Source organism: Erythrobacter sp. HA7-11 (assembly GCF_055693605.1).
Map to the genome: position 1 here is coordinate 2,232,089 of NZ_JBVFUF010000002.1, position 15,538 is coordinate 2,247,626.

Annotated in this window: 14 protein-coding genes; all 14 read left to right on the plus strand. The window is 61.3% G+C overall.

From position 1 onward, the window contains the following. The first annotated feature begins 101 nt into the window (after window positions 1–101). Genes bchF through hemA form a run of 14 tightly spaced genes read left to right on the plus strand, consistent with a single transcriptional unit; the run spans window position 102 to window position 15,450 of the window. Window positions 102–620, plus strand: coding sequence for a 2-vinyl bacteriochlorophyllide hydratase (gene bchF, locus ACZ1GU_RS11500; protein WP_472648124.1), 519 nt, complete (start codon window positions 102–104; stop codon window positions 618–620). Next, window positions 617–1,924, plus strand: coding sequence for a ferredoxin:protochlorophyllide reductase (ATP-dependent) subunit N (locus tag ACZ1GU_RS11505; protein WP_472648125.1), 1,308 nt, complete (start codon window positions 617–619; stop codon window positions 1,922–1,924). Before bchF ends, ACZ1GU_RS11505 begins: the two co-directional genes overlap by 4 nt. Window positions 1,925–1,927: 3 nt before the next feature. Continuing rightward, window positions 1,928–3,496 carry a ferredoxin:protochlorophyllide reductase (ATP-dependent) subunit B gene (bchB, locus tag ACZ1GU_RS11510; RefSeq protein ID WP_472648126.1) on the plus strand — a complete coding sequence of 523 codons (1,569 nt, stop codon included), beginning with the start codon at window positions 1,928–1,930 and terminating at the stop codon, window positions 3,494–3,496. Further along, complete coding sequence (locus ACZ1GU_RS11515) at window positions 3,486–7,070, plus strand: magnesium chelatase subunit H (RefSeq protein WP_472648127.1); 3,585 nt, start codon at window positions 3,486–3,488, stop codon at window positions 7,068–7,070. Before bchB ends, ACZ1GU_RS11515 begins: the two co-directional genes overlap by 11 nt. Window positions 7,071–7,091: 21 nt before the next feature. Continuing rightward, window positions 7,092–7,988, plus strand: a complete 897-nt coding sequence (bchL, locus tag ACZ1GU_RS11520) for a ferredoxin:protochlorophyllide reductase (ATP-dependent) iron-sulfur ATP-binding protein (RefSeq protein ID WP_472648128.1) — start codon at window positions 7,092–7,094, stop codon at window positions 7,986–7,988. Further along, window positions 7,988–8,689 (plus strand): magnesium protoporphyrin IX methyltransferase, encoded by a 702-nt coding sequence (bchM, locus tag ACZ1GU_RS11525; protein ID WP_472648129.1) that lies wholly within the window; start codon window positions 7,988–7,990, stop codon window positions 8,687–8,689. Before bchL ends, bchM begins: the two co-directional genes overlap by 1 nt. Beyond that, entirely contained in the window at window positions 8,689–10,098 is a 1,410-nt protein-coding gene (locus ACZ1GU_RS11530) for a BCD family MFS transporter (RefSeq protein ID WP_472648130.1), read from the plus strand. Before bchM ends, ACZ1GU_RS11530 begins: the two co-directional genes overlap by 1 nt. A gap of 22 nt (window positions 10,099–10,120) precedes the next feature. Beyond that, a complete protein-coding gene (gene puhA / locus ACZ1GU_RS11535; RefSeq protein WP_472648131.1) occupies window positions 10,121–10,912 on the plus strand; it encodes a photosynthetic reaction center subunit H in 792 nt (263 codons plus the stop codon). Further along, window positions 10,903–11,553 carry a photosynthetic complex putative assembly protein PuhB gene (puhB, locus tag ACZ1GU_RS11540; RefSeq protein ID WP_472648132.1) on the plus strand — a complete coding sequence of 217 codons (651 nt, stop codon included), beginning with the start codon at window positions 10,903–10,905 and terminating at the stop codon, window positions 11,551–11,553. The genes puhA and puhB overlap by 10 nt, the downstream gene beginning before the upstream one ends. Further along, window positions 11,550–12,041: a photosynthetic complex assembly protein PuhC gene (gene puhC / locus ACZ1GU_RS11545; RefSeq protein ID WP_472648133.1), complete on the plus strand. Its 492-nt coding sequence runs from the start codon at window positions 11,550–11,552 to the stop codon at window positions 12,039–12,041. The genes puhB and puhC overlap by 4 nt, the downstream gene beginning before the upstream one ends. After that, the gene (locus ACZ1GU_RS11550) at window positions 12,041–12,328 is read left to right on the plus strand and encodes a hypothetical protein (RefSeq protein WP_472648134.1); all 288 of its coding nucleotides are present in this window, start codon (window positions 12,041–12,043) and stop codon (window positions 12,326–12,328) included. The genes puhC and ACZ1GU_RS11550 overlap by 1 nt, the downstream gene beginning before the upstream one ends. Beyond that, the gene (acsF, locus tag ACZ1GU_RS11555; protein ID WP_472648135.1) at window positions 12,325–13,413 is read left to right on the plus strand and encodes a magnesium-protoporphyrin IX monomethyl ester (oxidative) cyclase; all 1,089 of its coding nucleotides are present in this window, start codon (window positions 12,325–12,327) and stop codon (window positions 13,411–13,413) included. The genes ACZ1GU_RS11550 and acsF overlap by 4 nt, the downstream gene beginning before the upstream one ends. Then, window positions 13,407–14,240 carry a putative photosynthetic complex assembly protein PuhE gene (gene puhE / locus ACZ1GU_RS11560; protein WP_472648136.1) on the plus strand — a complete coding sequence of 278 codons (834 nt, stop codon included), beginning with the start codon at window positions 13,407–13,409 and terminating at the stop codon, window positions 14,238–14,240. Before acsF ends, puhE begins: the two co-directional genes overlap by 7 nt. Beyond that, on the plus strand, window positions 14,230–15,450 hold the full coding sequence (gene hemA, locus ACZ1GU_RS11565) for a 5-aminolevulinate synthase (protein ID WP_472648137.1): 1,221 nt from the start codon (window positions 14,230–14,232) through the stop codon (window positions 15,448–15,450). Before puhE ends, hemA begins: the two co-directional genes overlap by 11 nt. Window positions 15,451–15,538 lie beyond the last annotated feature (88 nt).

Consider the following 15,538-nt stretch of genomic DNA (forward strand, 5'->3'; position numbering starts at 1 on the left):
ACCCGGGTTTGTGTCAATTTTATTTGTCGTCCACTTTGATTGACACTTCACCCTGACTCGGCGTAAGCCCCTGATTGGAGAGCGGAGGCAGTTCGCAACGAATGGGACGGGATACCCAACACAAAGACAAGGCATTTCCAGGTGGGAAATCAGCGGGGCTCTACACCGCGGAAGAGCGCCAGCGCCGCGACGACTCGGCCTGGACCGTTGTTCAAGGTGTCCTTGCTCCTCTCCAGTTTATCGTTTTTCTGGTCAGTCTCGGCCTCGTCCTGAGGTTCATAATTGAAGGCGAAGGCGCGGTCGCCGCTGACACCTCGATCGTCATCAAGACATTGATACTCTACACAATTATGATCACCGGATCGATCTGGGAAAAGGTCGTATTCGGCAAATGGTTGTTCGCGCCTGCCTTCTTCTGGGAAGACGTGTTCTCAATGCTGGTGCTCGCGCTGCACACGCTTTACCTCGTGATGCTGTTTGGCGGCTTGGGATCGGTCGAAAGCCGGATGTTCGTCGCGCTCGCGGCTTACGCGGCCTATGTCATCAATGCTGGACAGTTTCTGCTCAAATTGCGCGCAGCGCGGCTTGAAGCGAGTCGTTTTGAGGCGGTCACAGCATGAACGCGCTGCCTCCCACCAGCGGATGCGGTTCCGATCTTGCGCTTAAAGAGCGTCCCAAAAATGAACGCCCGGTTTTGCGCGAGCGCGGTCAACGCGAAGTCTTCTGCGGGTTGACCGGGATCATCTGGCTGCACCGCAAAATGCAGGACGCCTTCTTCCTCGTAGTCGGCTCACGTACCTGCGCGCACCTGCTGCAATCCGCCGCTGGCGTGATGATTTTTGCCGAACCGCGCTTTGCCACGGCCATTATGGAAGAGCGCGATCTAGCCGGTATGGTCGATGCGCAGGACGAATTGGACCGGGTCGTGGGCCGTCTGCTCGAACGGCGCCCCGATATTGCGACCCTGTTTCTCGTCGGATCTTGCCCATCGGAAGTGATCAAGCTCGACCTTGCCAAGGCTGCCGAGCGGCTCGGTGCAAAACATGCCGGTCAGGTTCGTATACTCAACTATTCGGGCAGCGGGATCGAGACGACCTTCACACAAGGCGAAGATGCATGCCTCGCATCGCTCGTGCCCGAAATGCCGAGCGCGCCCGTCGATACGCCGCAAGAACTACTGATCGTCGGCTCACTGCCAGATATCGTCGAGGACCAATTCCTGCGTCTGTTTACGCAGCTCGGCATTGAGCGCGTTGGCGTACTGCCTGCGCGCAAGAGCGGCGAATTGCCTGCCGTCGGCCCAAATACACGCTACCTTCTCGCGCAACCTTTCCTCAGCGACACCGCCATGGCGCTTGAGGATCGCGGGGCCAAGCGGCTTGATGCTCTATTCCCGTTCGGGGTCGAAGGCACCACATCTTGGCTGCGCGCGGCGGCTGAGGCTTTCGGCGTCGAAGATGAGCATTTCGAACGCGTCATTGCCAGTCCGCGCGAACGCGCGAAACGCGCCATCGAACACAGTCGCGCATTGCTCGAAGGCAAAAGCATCAGCTTCCTGCCAGACTCACAACTCGAAGTGCCCCTCGCCCGGTTCCTCGCGCAGGAGCTAGCCATGGAACCGGTCGAGGTTGGCACGCCCTATCTGCACCGCACGCATCTTGCGCGCGAGCTGGAGCTGCTGCCCGATACCGCGCGCCTTTCCGAAGGCCAGCATGTCGACAAGCAGCTCGATAGGGTGCGCCGGGATAAGCCCGACCTCACCGTATGCGGACTTGGCCTCGCCAACCCGCTCGAAGCGGAAGGGTTCTCGACCAAATGGGCAATCGAGCTCGTCTTCTCACCCATTCACGGGTTCGAGCAGGCGGGCGACCTTGCCGAGCTTTTCGCCCGTCCCTTGCGCCGCCGCGACGTGTTGAGGGTATAGGTCATGCAGCTATCCGTCTGGACCTATGAAGGACCGCCCCATGTCGGGGCCATGCGGATCGCGACCGCGATGGAGGAGATGCACTATCTGCTCCACGCACCGCAGGGTGATACCTATGCGGATCTGCTCTTCACCATGATCGAACGGCGGAGCAAGCGTCCGCCCGTTACCTACACCACATTCGAAGCGCGCGATTTGGGCAAGGATACCGCGCAATTGTTTCAGGATGCCGCGCGCGAAGCTGCCGAGCGCTTCCAGCCGCAGGCGATGATTGTCGGCGCGTCTTGCACTGCGGAGCTGATCCAAGATGATCCCGCTGGCTTGTCGGAAGCGATGGACCTGCCCTGCCCGGTCATCCCGCTTGAATTGCCAAGCTATCAGCGCAAGGAAAACTGGGGCGCAGCAGAGACGTTCTACCAGATTGTCCGCAGCCTTGCCGATCGCACCCTAAGGCCTGCCCCGCGCGAAGGGCGCCGTCCACTCGTCAACATACTTGGCCCCACTGCGCTCGGCTTTCGCCACCGCGATGATCTGGTCGAAATCCGCAAGATTCTTGACTGCCTCGGCGTCGACGTAAACCTTGTCGCACCTTTGGGCGCCAGCCCGCAGGACATCACGCGGATCGGCGCAGCCGATTTCAACGTGGTCCTCTATCCCGAAATCGCAGAAGAAGCGGCCCGTTGGCTTGAGCGCGAGTTCAAGCAGCCGGCCGTTCGCACGGTCCCGATAGGCGTGAACGCAACGCGCACGTTTATCGCGGAAGTCGCCGAGTTAGCAGAGGTTGATCCCACCTCTGCGCTCGGCGACTATTCCTCACGGATGCCGTGGTGGAGCCGTTCGGTCGATTCCAACTATCTGACCGGAAAACGCGTATTCATCTTTGGCGACGCGACCCATGCGGTCGCCGCTGCGCGGATCGCGCATGAAGAGCTTGGCTTCGAGGTGTGCGGGCTCGGTTGTTACAACCGCGAATTTGCCCGCGATGTGCGCGCTGCTGCCGAAAAATATGGCGTTGAACCGCTCGTCACCGACGATCATCTCGCGGTCGAAGATGCGATTATCGCGGCTCAACCAGAAATGGTGCTCGGCACGCAGATGGAGCGGCATATCGCCAAGCGGCTGGGCATGCCCTGCGCGGTGATTTCGGCGCCGGTGCATGTGCAGGATTTCCCTGCGCGCCATTCCCCGCAAATGGGTTTTGAGGGCGCGAATGTAATCTTCGACACCTGGGTGCATCCGCTCGTGATGGGCCTGGAAGAGCACCTGCTCACCATGTTTCGCGACGACTTCGAGTTTTCCGATGAGAACGGGCCCTCGCACCACGCCGCTCACGCGCCCAAAATGTCACAAGGGCGCGCTCCTACGATAGATGCAGAAGTGCCCGAAGAGCCGGTTGTGCCCGCCGATAGCGGGTCGATCTGGACCGCCGAGGCCGAGCGTGAACTGAAGAAGATACCGTTCTTTGTGCGCGGCAAAGCGCGCCGTAACACCGAACTTTACGCCGCCGACCAGGGCCGCGCCGAAATCGACGTTGAAACGCTCTACGACGCGAAGGCGCATTATGCCCGGTAGCGCGCCCCACCCAGTGCGCGTGGCCATCGTCACGCTCGACAATCACCTGAAAGGGGCGGTTGAGCGCGCGGGCGATGAACTGGCGCGCGACGGCATTTCGCTTTCGCTGCACGCGGTCGCCGATTGGGACCGCAACGCCAAGCATTTGGACACGACCAAGGCTGCGATCGCCGATGCGGACATCGTCATCGCGACCATGCTGTTCCTTGACGACCATGTGCGCGCGATCCTGCCTGCGCTGGAAGAGCGCCGCGAGAATTGCGATGCAATGCTCGGCCTGATGTCGGCAGGCGAAATCGTGAAGCTCACCCGGCTCGGCGGATACCGCATGGATGCGCCGGCCAAAGGCCCGCTGGCGCTGCTAAAGAAGCTGCGCGGATCATCCAAGAGAAACGCGAGCTCTGGCGCAGGGCAGATGAAGATGCTGCGCCGTCTGCCCAAGATTTTGCGCTTTATCCCCGGCACCGCGCAGGATGTACGCGCATACTTCCTGACGCTGCAATATTGGCTCGCCGGATCGGACGAAAACGTCGTTGCGATGGTGCGCGGCCTGATCGACCGCTACGCCTCAGGCGAGCGCGAGGCGAGGCGCGGCGAGACCCCGGCAGAACCGCCGCGCGAATATCCCGAGGTTGGTGTCTATCACCCGGCGACCGATCAGCTGATTTCCGAAGGGCTGCGACTGCTTCCACGCAAAAAGGGCAAAAACGGCACCGTCGGCGTGCTGCTGCTGCGCTCTTACCTGCTGGGCCGCGACACCGGCCATTATGATGGCGCGATTGCGGCCTTCGAAGCGGCAGGTCTTAAAGTCATTCCGGCCTTTGCCAGCGGATTGGATGCGCGCCCGGCGATCGAGAAATTCTTCATGGAGCGCGGCAAGCCCACGGTCGATGCGATCGTCAACCTGACAGGTTTCTCGCTGGTCGGCGGCCCCGCTTACAACGACAGCGAAGCCGCTATCGAGATCCTGACCGAGCTCGACACTCCCTATATCGCCGCGCACGCAATCGAGTTTCAGACCCTCGAAGAATGGCGCGGACGTGATCAGGGCTTGCTCCCACTCGAAGCGACCATGATGGTTGCCTTGCCAGAACTTGATGGCGCGATTGCACCAAGCGTGTTCGGCGGACGGGCCGGTGCGGGCGAAACCTGCCAAGGCTGCGAGCGCCATTGCGAGCAGCCCAAATCACAAAATGTCCGTGCGATGATGGGCTGTCCAGAACGCGCAGAGGCGCTGGCGGACAAGACCCTAAAGCTGATCCAATTGCGCAAGGCCGAGCGCGCCGACCGCAAACTCGCGGTAGTACTGTTCAACTTCCCGCCCAATGCCGGCGCTATGGGCACAGCCGCCTTCCTTTCAGTGTTTGAGTCGCTCCATGCGACGCTCAAAAGGCTTGCGAGCGAAGGCTATGAAGTCGACGTGCCCGAAAGCGTCGACGCGCTGCGCGATGCCATCATTGAAGGCAACTCTACGCAGTTCGGCAGCGATGCCAATGTCGCAGCCCGCATTCCCGCCGATGAGCATGTGCGGCGCGAACCGCACCTCGCCGAGATCGAAGCGCAATGGGGACCCGCGCCCGGCAAGGCGCAGAGCGATGGCGCCAATATTCAAGTGCTGGGCGCGCATTTCGGCAATGTGTTTGTCGGCGTCCAACCTGCCTTCGGATATGAGGGCGATCCGATACGCCTGTTGTTTGAAGGCACTTTCGCCCCGACCCACGCCTTCAGCGCTTTCTACCGCTGGATCCGCGAAGATTTCGGCGCGCATTCGGTGCTGCATTTCGGGACGCATGGCGCGCTCGAATTCATGCCGGGCAAGCAAGCGGGCATGACCGGTGATTGCTGGCCAGAGCGCCTGATCGGCGACCTGCCCAATTACTACCTCTACGCCGCGAACAATCCATCCGAAGGTCTGCTCGCGAAACGCCGCTCGGGCGCGACGCTCGTCAGCTATCTGACCCCGCCGCTCGCGCAGGCGGGACTTTACAAGGGCTTCATCGAACTCAAGCAGACGGTCGAACGCTGGCGCGGCGCAGCCGAGGATGACGAGCGGACCGATCTCGAAACACTGATCGCCGACCAGTGCGACGCGCTGGACATTGACTCCACCGATATCAGCAAGCTCGCGAGCCACCTCTACGAGCTCGAGCAAACGCTAATCCCGCACGGCCTGCATGTGCTCGGAAAGCCCCCAGCAGGCAACGCGCGCGAGGAAATGCTCGATGCGATGGTCGAAGCGGCAGGTGATGATGCCAATCGCGATGCACTGGGCGAAAAACTCGACGCTTGCGATGAACTCACCGCGCTAATCCACGCGCTCGACGGCGGCTATGTGAAGCCTGCTCCGGGCGGCGATGTCATCGCCAATCCGGAAGTGCTACCCACAGGTCGCAACATTCACGGCTTCGACCCTTTCCGCATCCCGTCTGCCTATGCCTGCGAGCAAGGGCGGATGCAGGCCGAGGAGCTAATCGCGCGCCATGTGAACGGCGGCGCGCCCTTCCCCGAAAGCCTAGCCATGGTGCTGTGGGGCACCGACAACATGAAGAGCGAAGGCGTGCAGATCGCGCAGGCGATGACGCTGATCGGCGCACGCCCCCGCCGCGATGGCTATGGCCGGCTGTGCGGCGCAGAGCTGATACCGCTCGAAGAATTGGGCCGCCCGCGCATTGACGTAGTCGCAACTCTCTCAGGCATTTTCCGCGACCTCCTGCCGCTGCAGACCCGCATGCTCGCCGAAGCCGCCCTGCTCGCCAGCCAGGCGGACGAGCCAGCCGAAGCCAACTTCGTACGCAAGCACACACTCGCTCATATGAAGGCGCAAGATTGCGACCTCGAAACTGCCGCCTTGCGCGTCTTCTCCAATGCCGAGGGGGCCTATGGCGCCAACGTCAACCAGATGATCGAAGGCGGCGTCTGGGCCGATCCTGACGAGCTAGCCAACGCGTTCGAGACCCACAAGGGCTATGCCTACGGGGTTAAAGGCGAGCCAGTGCAGCGCCGCGAGCTCCTCCAACGCGCGCTCGCAGAAGTCGAATTCACATATCAGAACCTCGAAAGCGTCGAAGTCGGCGTCACCGATCTCGATCAATATGTCGACGGGCTTGGCGGGGTCAGCCGCTCGGTCGCCAAGGCCAAGGGCAAGGACGCGCCAGTCTACATTCTCGATGCGACGCGCGGCAATGCGAAGGTTCGCACGCTCGCCGAACAGATCGACCTTGAGACCCGCAGCCGCACACTCAACCCCAAATGGTATGAGGGCATGCTCGACCACGGTTATGAAGGCGTGCGCCATATCGAAGGCCACGTGACCAACACGATGGGCTGGTCGGCAACTACGGGCCAGGTCGCGCCTTGGGTCTACCAGAAGATCAGCGAAACATTCGTGCTCGACGAAGAGATGCGCCGCCGCCTCTCCGAGCTCAATCCGAAAAGCTCCGCCCGTGTGGCAAATCGCTTGCTCGAAGCCTGCGACCGCCAGCTGTGGGAACCCGATGACGAAACCCTCGCCGCTCTGCGCGAGGCCAGCGACGAACTCGAGGATCGGCTCGAGGGCGTGTTCGCGGCGGAATGATGTGATGAGGAAACCAGACCAATGAACCTGCTCGATCCAAAGACCCGCTTCAGCAAGCCCGATGGCGAAGGCTCGGTGCAGGTGCAGCTTGACCCGCGCGACCAGATCAAGGGCGCGAAAGTGTTCGCGGTCTATGGCAAAGGCGGGATCGGCAAATCGACCACCTCGTCGAACCTGTCCGCCGCCTTTTCAAAGCTCGGCCACCGGGTGCTTCAGATCGGCTGCGACCCGAAGCATGACAGCACGTTCACACTCACCAAAAAGCTGATGCCGACCGTGATCGACGTGCTCGAGACGGTCGAATTCCACTCGGAAGAATTGCGGCCCGACGACTATATGTTCGAAGGCTATAACGGCGTGATGTGCGTTGAGGCTGGCGGGCCGCCCGCGGGCACAGGCTGCGGCGGCTATGTCGTCGGCCAGACCGTCAAACTGCTCAAGCAGCACCATCTGCTCGAAGACACCGATGTCGTCATCTTTGACGTGCTCGGCGACGTCGTGTGCGGCGGCTTTGCAGCGCCGCTGCAACATGCCGAGCGCGCATTGGTGGTCGCGGCCAACGACTTTGACAGCATCTTCGCGATGAACCGCATTGTCGCCGCCATCGGCGCGAAATCGAAGAATTATGATGTGCGGCTCGCCGGCGTGGTCGCCAATCGCAGCCGCGAGACCGACGAGATCGACCGGTTCTGCGACAAGATCGGAATGGAACGGCTTGCGCACTTCCGCGATGTCGATGCGATCCGCCGCTCGCGCCTCAAGAAATGCACCCTGTTTGAAATGGAAGATTCGCTTGAAGTCATCGCGGCACAGGACGAATATCTGCGGCTCGCCGCAATGCTGTGGGCGGGTGTTGAACCGTCAACCGCCAGCCCGATGAAAGACCGCGATATCTTCGACTTTCTGGGGTTTGAGTGATGGCTACACGTTCTCCCTCTGGCTACGACATGCAGCGTGACCGGCTGGCGACCTATTTCGACAGCACCGCGCGCAAGGCATGGATTGACCTTACCTCCGACGCGAAGGTCAGCGGCATTCGCGCGACCGTTCGCGCGGGACGTGAAGAGATGCGCCGCACTTTGCTCGGCTGGCTGCCGGCGGACCTGCGCCGCACGCGCGTGCTTGATGCGGGATGCGGCACTGGCGCGCTCAGCATCGAAGCCGCCTGCCTTGGCGCGGAAGTCACCGGCATCGACGTCGCCGCAGGGCTGGTGGACGTTGCGAGGGACCGCACACCGAGCTTTATCGGACACGGTAAGATTTACTGGCGCGCGGGCGATATGCTCGACCCTGCGCTGGGAGAGTTCGCGCATGTCGTCGCGATGGACTCCCTCATCCATTACAGCGCAGGCGATCTCGTCAGCGCGCTTTCGCAACTGGGCGAGCAATGCAGCGGATCGATATTGTTCACTTTCGCGCCGCACACGCGGATGCTCGGCGCGATGCACACGGTCGGCAAATTCTTCCCGAAAAGTGACCGTTCCCCAGCGATCGTGCCGGTCAACGAAGATGAGCTGCGCGCGCGCCTCACCCGGCTTGACGGCTGGCAGATTGGCCGCACGCATCGCGTTTCCAGCGGGTTCTACACTTCGCAAGCGATGGAGCTGGTGAGAGCCTGATGAGCAAGCCCCTCGCCCCTTCTGTCAAATGGGTCCAGGCGATGTCTGCCTGGTTGCCGTTCGCGGATGCGGCGAGTGCTGATTTGCCCTTGTCACGCCTGTTGCGTCTCGCGCTATTCCAGGTGAGCGTCGGCATGGCGATGGTGCTGCTCAACGGCACGCTCAACCGAGTGCTGATCGTAGAGCTGGGAACACCTGCATGGGTGATCGCGGTGCTGATCGCCGTGCCACTGCTGGTGGCGCCATTCCGCGCGCTGATTGGCCACAAATCTGACACCCACCGCTCGGTCCTTGGCTGGAGGCGTGTACCCTACATCTGGTTCGGCACGATGGCGCAATTCGGTGGCCTTGCAATCATGCCGTTTGCCTTGCTGTTGCTGGGCAAGCCTGAGACTTTCACCCTGGGTCTGGTGAGCGCTGGCGTCGCCTTCCTTCTGACGGGCGGGGGCATTCACACGACGCAAACCGCGGGCCTCGCACTGGCGACTGATCTTGCGCCTGAGGACAAGCGCCCACGCGCGGTCGCTCTGCTTTATGTCATGCTGCTGGTCGGCATGATGATCTCGGCATTTGTGATCGGAGGCCTTTTGGTCGACTTTACTTCGACGCGGCTTGTGCAAGTAATCCAGGGCGCGGCGGTGATCACTCTCTGGCTCAATGTGGTCGCCCTGTGGAAGCAGGAGCCGCGCAACAAGGAACTGACCGCGCCTGACCGTGAGACGCCCGCCTTTGGCGATCTGTGGCGTTCCTTCGTGCGCGATGGTCGCAACGCACGGCTGCTCACCGCGATCGGTATCGGCGCAGCGGGCTTTGCCATGCAGGACGTGCTGCTTGAACCCTATGGCGGGGAAATTCTCGGGCTTTCTGTCGGCGCGACGACCGCGCTGACCGGAGCATGGGCGGCGGGCGCATTGCTCGGCTTCGTCTTGTCAGGCCGCTGGCTGACTCGCGGCGATGATCCGCTGCGCGTTGCGGGCCTTGGGCTTGTGACGGGCGTCGCCGCCTTCCTTCTTATCCTGTTCGCCTCTCCCTTCGCTTCCGTCGCCATGCTGTTTGGCGGAGCCTTCGCCATCGGGCTTGGCCTCGGCCTTTTCTCGGTCGGCACGCTGATCGAAGCGATGAGCATCGCAAAGAGTGACACCGCCGGCCTCGCGCTCGGCGCATGGGGCGCTGTGCAAGCAAGCTGCGCCGGCCTCGCCATCGCTTTGGGCGGAGCGGTGCGCGATATCGCCGCTGCGCTGGCTGGCGGGACCGAAGCGGCGCGCGCGACCGGCTACACCGCTGTTTATTCCATCGAGATCCTGCTGCTGCTGATCGGCCTTGTCGCCATCGGGCCGCTGGTTGGTCGCAATCGCAAAACGCAAGAAGATGCGTCTGCTCCGTTCGAGCTGCGCGAATTTCCGACCTGAATTTGAATGAGAGGAGTGTAAGATGAATGCGGCATACATAGTGGGCACGTTCGACGTGGCCGAACTGGTCTTTTTGACCTTCTTCGTGTTCTTCATCGGGCTCGTGATCTACCTCAACCGCGAAAGCCGGCGAGAAGGCTATCCGCTTGAGGAAGAACTGGGCGACCGGGTCGATCCATCGGGCAAGAAACTGTCTGACGGGCCGGACAAGGTGTTCAAGCTGCCGCATGGCCGCGGTGAATACATTCCCGAGGCGGTTCCACGCGATGCGGTCGATGTGCCAGGCACGCGCACCTTCGGCTCGGCAGGCGCTCCTTACGAGCCAACCGGTGACGGCATGAAGTCAGGCATGGGTCCGGGCGCATATGCTAAGCGCGCGACCTATCCCGATCTCACTGCCGATGGCCGTCCGCGCATAGTGCCGATTGGCGCTGCGCACGAGATCGCGATTGCGCCCGGTGACATGGATCCGGTTGGCCTGCCAGTCTACGACGCGGACAAAAAGCTCGCCGGCAAGGTAAGCGATGTCTGGGTCGATCAGTCCGAGCACATCATCCGCTATCTCGAAGTGACAACCAATTCGGGCAAGAAAGTGCTCGCGCCGATGCCAATGGCAAAGGTGCAGACACCCGGCCTGCTCGGCGATCTGAAGCCGCTGATCGATATCGACGCGATCACGGTCGAGCAGTTCGACGATGTGCCGGCTTTGTCGACACCCGGTCAAATCACTCGCGATGAGGAAGAGCGCGTCCAAGCCTATTTTGGCGGCGGCTATTTCTACGCCAAGCCTGAGCGGACAGAGCCATGGATCTGAACAACGCACCCGAGTTGCCCGCTTATCCATCCGCGCAGGACGATCCGATGGGTACGCCTGCCAAGGATGAGCGCGTGCTGTGGCAGGGCCGGCCCGATCTTCGCGTTCTGGCGCGCACCGCGTTTCACACGCGCCTGATCGGCATCTACTTCGCGGTGCTGGCCTTGATCGCCCTGTCGATGGGCAGCCCGGATACCGCAGCATTGGCGGTTGGCTTTGGCGCATTCGTCCTCGCGCTGCTGTATGGCGCCGCGTGGCTGACGGTGAAGAACACGCTCTACATCATCACCGATGCCCGCGTGATGATGCGGATCGGCATGGCCGTCGACAAGCGCGTGAACATCCCGCTCAAGAAAGTGTCCGCTGCGCATCTCGCTCCGCGCGGCAAGGGCTTTGGCGATATCGCGCTGGAACTCGGCGGAGAGCGGACTGTGCTCGGCTTCCTCCTCTTGTGGCCGCACGCCCGCCCGTGGCAGCTTTCGCGCCCGCAACCGATGCTGCGTGCCCTGCCCGATGTCGATCAAGTCGCGAAAAAGCTCGCCGACGCTTCGGCGCAGTTCAACGCGATTGAGCGCGGCGATTTCGCTCCTCAAGCGCCTGTCCGCGACCCCAGCGAAGGCCTGACGGGAGCAGCCGCATGAACGCTCCAGCCCATTACGAATACGACCACGAACACGGCGATGTTCACAAAGGTCCGATCATCATGATGGGCGCAGTGATGGCGATCTCTGTCGCGCTGACCGCCGCAGTCAGCTTCGGCTGGTTCGACCGCGTGGCTGTTCCGAGCGAAGTGCGCGCGGAGGCGGGCGTGGAGCCCACTGCGAGCCGCCAGCTTAACTTCTTCGACGCGGACGAAGGCGCGGTCAGCATCGTCGATGCGGAAAGCGGCGCAGAGATTGCCCGCTACGAAGCAGGCACGGGCGGCTTCATCCGCTCGACTGTGCGCAGCCTAGCGCAAGCGCGCCAAGTGCGCGGTATCGGGGCGCAGCCGCCGTTTGATTTAACTCAATGGGATGATGGCTCACTTTCGCTAACCGATTTGACGACCGGGAAAAGCGTGGAGCTGGGATCATTTGGCGCGACCAACCGCGCCGTTTTCGCTGCATTGCTGGAAAGGGATCAAAGCTAATGCCAACCAACTCGTTTGAAACGCCGTGCCGAATATCGGTCGAGCAAAGTTCCGAGCACTTCCATGCTCACGTCGAACTGGCCGAAGGCATAGAGATGGAGCCGGGCGACAAGGTGCGCGTGCATGGCGACCCGATCAGCATCCCGTTCGGCAGCAAGCAGATTTTCGACCGCACCGCCACGGTGACCCGCGCCGGCCCGGTCAAACGCGCGGCCATCCGCTTCGCCGCCTATTTCGACTTGGCCGAGCTCTACGAAGTCAGCTTCAACGCCGGGAGGATCAAATGAACGCTCCATCCAAAATCACCGCCGCACATGGCGGCAAAACTATGACCAGCGACGAAGCGATGGCCCTCGCCACGCAGGACACGATCCTGACCCCGCGTTTCTACACCACCGATTTCGATGCGCTGGACGCGATTGATGTATCGCTGGTGCGCGAGGAATGGGACCAGTTGATCGCCGACATGAAAGGCGACCCAAACAAGACCCACTTCCGCCACAAGAATGATTTTGCCGGCATCATCGAAGGACTCGAGCCGGAACTGCGCGCGGAGTTTACCGACTTTCTCGTCAGTTCGATGACATCGGAATTTTCCGGCTGCGTGCTCTATGCCGAAATCGCGCGGCGCACCAAAAACCCCGATGTGAAGCAGCTGTTCAAACTGCTCGCTCGCGATGAAAGTCGCCACGCCGGTTTCATCAATGAAAGCCTGAAAGATGCAGGTATCGGGGTCGATCTGGGATTCCTGACCAAGACCAAGAAATACACATTCTTCAAACCCAAATTCATCTGGTACGCGGTCTATCTGTCAGAAAAGATCGGTTATGCGCGCTACATTGCGATCTACCGCCATCTGGCCGCCAATCCGCAGAACAAATTTCACCCGATTTTCGACTGGTTTGAAGAGTGGTGCAATGACGAGTTCCGCCATGGCGAGGCGTTCGCCATGCTTATGCGGGCGGATCCCAAGCTGCTGAAAGGCCACAACAAGCTGTGGATCCGGTTCTTCCTGCTTTCGGTCTACGCCACGATGTATGTGCGCGATCACGCCCGCCCCGTCTTTCACAAGGCGCTGGGGGTCGATCCGACCGAATATGACTACAAGGTCTTCGGCATCTGCAACCAGATCAGCCGTCAGGTCTTCCCGGTCGAGCTCGATATCGATGATCCCAAGTTCCGGGCCCGGATGGAAGCGCTGCGTCAGGCATCGCTCAAAATCGAGGACGGCAAGGAACAGGGCGGTATTGGCGGCCTCGCCAAGCGCATCAGCGGTATGGCAGGCGCGGGATATAACTTCGCGCGGATGTATTTCCATCGGACCAAGCCAAACGCTCTGCCTGAAACCATTCGGCTGCAGCCTGCATGGTAAGCTGGAGCGGCCATATCGTCCCGTTCGCGGTGACATTGGCGATCTGGTTTTTCGCCACAGGGCTGATCGCCTGGGCGGACAATCGCGACCGCGCGACCTTCACTAAGAGCCTGCTTGTCGCAGGTGGTGTGGGGATCGCGGGCTTGATCGCAATCTTTTTCTCCTTGCAGTCAACCAGCGTGCTCTCTGTCTATTGCGCGTTCGCAGGTGCGCTAATGGTTTGGGGCTGGCACGAAGTCGGCTTCCTGACCGGAGCGGTCGCTGGCCCTCGCCGCGAACCGAGCGATCCCACCTTGTGCGGGTTTGACCGGTTCGCGCAAGCGAGCGCCACCGTCATCTATCACGAGATTGCGCTGGCGCTGACCGCGCTCACCCTGATTTCGCTCAGCTGGAATGCCGCCAATCAGATCGGCGCGACCGTGTTCGTCCTGCTGTTCATCATGCGCCTGTCGACCAAGCTCAACATGTTTGTCGGCGTGCCCAATACCAGCCTTGAAATCCTGCCGCCGCATCTGGGCTATTTGAAGAGCTATTTCGGGCGCAACCGGATGACCGTGATGCTCGCTTTATCGGCCATTGCCATAGCGCTTGTCGCGGCATGGTTTGCTTCGCTCGCAATTGCCGCACCTATGGGCAGCGCGGCGATGATCGGCGCGAGCCTGCTGTTCGCGCTGTGCCTGCTCGGCGCGCTGGAGCACATATTTCTCGCCCTGCCCTTCCGCGACGGGATGTTGTGGGGCTGGGCCGTACCGCAGCTGCGGGTGAACGCTGCAACCGCAAATACAAAAAATACAATCAAGACAGAGGGATCCAGCCATGGACTATGAAGCCTATTTCAAGAGCGAGTTGGACAGCGTTCGCGAAGAAGGCCGCTACAGGGTTTTCACGGATATCAAGCGGCACAAGGGTTCCTTCCCGCAGGCGACCCGCTTCATCGATGATGAGACGCGGGCGGTAACCGTGTGGTGCTCGAACGACTATCTTGGCATGGGCCAGCATCCCGACGTGATCGACGCGATGCACGATTGCCTCGAAGAATGCGGCGCAGGCGCAGGCGGCACGCGCAATATTTCTGGCACGAACCACTATCACGTCGAGCTGGAGGCGGAGCTTGCGGACTTGCATGGCAAGGAATCGGCGCTGCTGTTCACCTCGGGCTATGTGTCGAACTGGGCGGGCCTCGGCACGCTCGCGAACAAGATCCCTGATTGCGTGGTGTTTTCTGACGCGCTCAACCATGCCAGCATGATCGAAGGTATCCGGCACAGCCGCGCGCCCTACAAGATCTGGCGCCACAATGATGTCGAGCATCTTGATGAGCTGCTTTCCGAATATGGCCCGGACGTGCCCAAGCTGGTCGCGTTTGAGAGCGTCTATTCAATGGATGGCGACATCGCGCCGATCGCGGACATTCTCGACGTGTGCGAGAAGCACGGCGCCATGACCTACATCGATGAAGTGCACGCGGTGGGCCTCTACGGTCCGCGCGGCGGCGGCATTGCCGAGCAGGAAGGCCTGATGGACCGGATCACCGTGATCGAGGGCACGCTCGGTAAGGCCTATGGCGTGATGGGCGGCTATATCGCGGCGAGCCGAAATCTGGTCGACTTCGTGCGTAGCTTTGCCAGCGGTTTCATCTTCTCAACCGCCCTGCCCCCTGCCGTGGCAGCAGGCGCGGCGGCCAGCATCCGGCACTTGAAGACGAGCAATGCCGAGCGCGACTTGCAGAAGGAGCGGGTGAAGGAAGTACGCCGTCAGCTCGACACGATGGGCATCCCGCATCTCGACAATCCCAGCCACATCATTCCGGTGATGGTGGGTGATGCGAAGAAGTGCAAAATGATCAGCGATTGGCTGATGGATAATCACGGCATCTATGTGCAGCCGATCAACTATCCGACTGTGCCTGTGGGTACGGAGCGGCTGCGTCTCACTCCATCACCCGTGCACGATACAGGCGACATAACGCGCCTGATCAATGCGCTTTCCGAAATTTGGTCGCAATGCGAGCTCGCGCGGATGTCTGTGGCGGCCTGATCCCTGCTGCCAGCGAGGGCGCCCGCGCAAAACTCGCAGCGACCAAGAGAAAGGGCGGCGTGGCCAAAACCACACCGCCCTTTATTCT

Bases quoted from the DNA above. Each gene is read 5' to 3' on its own strand.
- acsF (WP_472648135.1), top strand. From the start codon at position 12,325: ATGAACGCTCCATCCAAAATCACCGCCGCACATGGCGGCAAAACTATG.
- ACZ1GU_RS11550 (WP_472648134.1), top strand. From the start codon at position 12,041: ATGCCAACCAACTCGTTTGAAACGCCGTGCCGAATATCGGTCGAGCAA.
- bchF (WP_472648124.1), top strand. From the start codon at position 102: ATGGGACGGGATACCCAACACAAAGACAAGGCATTTCCAGGTGGGAAA.
- bchB (WP_472648126.1), top strand. From the start codon at position 1,928: ATGCAGCTATCCGTCTGGACCTATGAAGGACCGCCCCATGTCGGGGCC.
- puhA (WP_472648131.1), top strand. From the start codon at position 10,121: ATGAATGCGGCATACATAGTGGGCACGTTCGACGTGGCCGAACTGGTC.
- puhB (WP_472648132.1), top strand. From the start codon at position 10,903: ATGGATCTGAACAACGCACCCGAGTTGCCCGCTTATCCATCCGCGCAG.
- puhC (WP_472648133.1), top strand. From the start codon at position 11,550: ATGAACGCTCCAGCCCATTACGAATACGACCACGAACACGGCGATGTT.
- ACZ1GU_RS11505 (WP_472648125.1), top strand. From the start codon at position 617: ATGAACGCGCTGCCTCCCACCAGCGGATGCGGTTCCGATCTTGCGCTT.
- bchL (WP_472648128.1), top strand. From the start codon at position 7,092: ATGAACCTGCTCGATCCAAAGACCCGCTTCAGCAAGCCCGATGGCGAA.
- puhE (WP_472648136.1), top strand. From the start codon at position 13,407: ATGGTAAGCTGGAGCGGCCATATCGTCCCGTTCGCGGTGACATTGGCG.
- hemA (WP_472648137.1), top strand. From the start codon at position 14,230: ATGGACTATGAAGCCTATTTCAAGAGCGAGTTGGACAGCGTTCGCGAA.
- ACZ1GU_RS11530 (WP_472648130.1), top strand. From the start codon at position 8,689: ATGAGCAAGCCCCTCGCCCCTTCTGTCAAATGGGTCCAGGCGATGTCT.
- ACZ1GU_RS11515 (WP_472648127.1), top strand. From the start codon at position 3,486: ATGCCCGGTAGCGCGCCCCACCCAGTGCGCGTGGCCATCGTCACGCTC.
- bchM (WP_472648129.1), top strand. From the start codon at position 7,988: ATGGCTACACGTTCTCCCTCTGGCTACGACATGCAGCGTGACCGGCTG.